At 68.6% G+C, this 755-nt stretch carries 1 protein-coding gene; it reads right to left on the bottom strand.

Going from position 1 to position 755, the window contains the following annotated elements:
- The coding region (locus ABD374_RS31520) for a WXG100-like domain-containing protein (RefSeq protein WP_486388640.1) at positions 1-608 on the bottom strand (608 nt) is incomplete at its 3' end.
- Between the last annotated feature and the right edge of the window lie 147 nt (positions 609-755).

Genomic DNA, 755 nt, shown 5'->3' with positions numbered 1-755 from the left:
GTCTTGCTGAGGTCGAAGCCCTCCTGGGTGCCGAAGCCGACGTTGACGGACTGCGTGACCAGGTCGGTGACCATGGCCTGGACGGCCGAGACGGCCGGTTCCCTCATCGCCTCGACGATGGCCTGCATCAGCGCGTCCTTGAGCGCGTCGAGGATACGGCGCACGGCCACGCGGGTCAGCTGGGTCGCGGCCATGCCGGCGGCGGCGGACAGGCCGAAGGTGACGACCGAGGCGGCGGCCGCGGCCGCGATCTGGAGGGCCAGCGCGATCAGCTGGACGATGACCGCGTACTTCGCCAGCTCCACCAGGATCGCCGCGGCCTCGAAGGTGTGGGCGATGATGTAGGCGGCCTCGACGGCGTTGGCGAGGTAGCCGTCCGGGCCGTCGGAGAACTTCTTGTAGTGGGCCCTGAACTTGTCGATCGACTCGCCCTGGTTGTGCGCGACCACCGTTCCCGCGCTGGTGTCCGCCCGGATGCGCAGCTTCTGGGCGTCGTCACCGAACGTGCGCCACAGCGCGGCGGACTCCCGCAGCAGATCCTCGTTCGCCGTCGGCCAGTTGTAGCCGAGCATCTGCAGGACCCACTCGAGCTCGTCCGGCAACATCATCGCCACAGCGCGCCACACCCCCCGGTCGGACAACCCGCCGCACCACACCCCCCGACGACAGGAGAATCACACGAAGTACAGCCCTGCCCAGAGCTTACTGACCACCACCGACGCTGCTGAAGGCCGTTCCTGTCACAACCCCGCTGC

Source organism: Streptomyces enissocaesilis (assembly GCF_039533765.1).
In the GTDB taxonomy this organism is placed as follows: domain Bacteria; phylum Actinomycetota; class Actinomycetes; order Streptomycetales; family Streptomycetaceae; genus Streptomyces; species Streptomyces enissocaesilis.
This window is presented reverse-complemented; position numbering and strand designations above follow the sequence as displayed.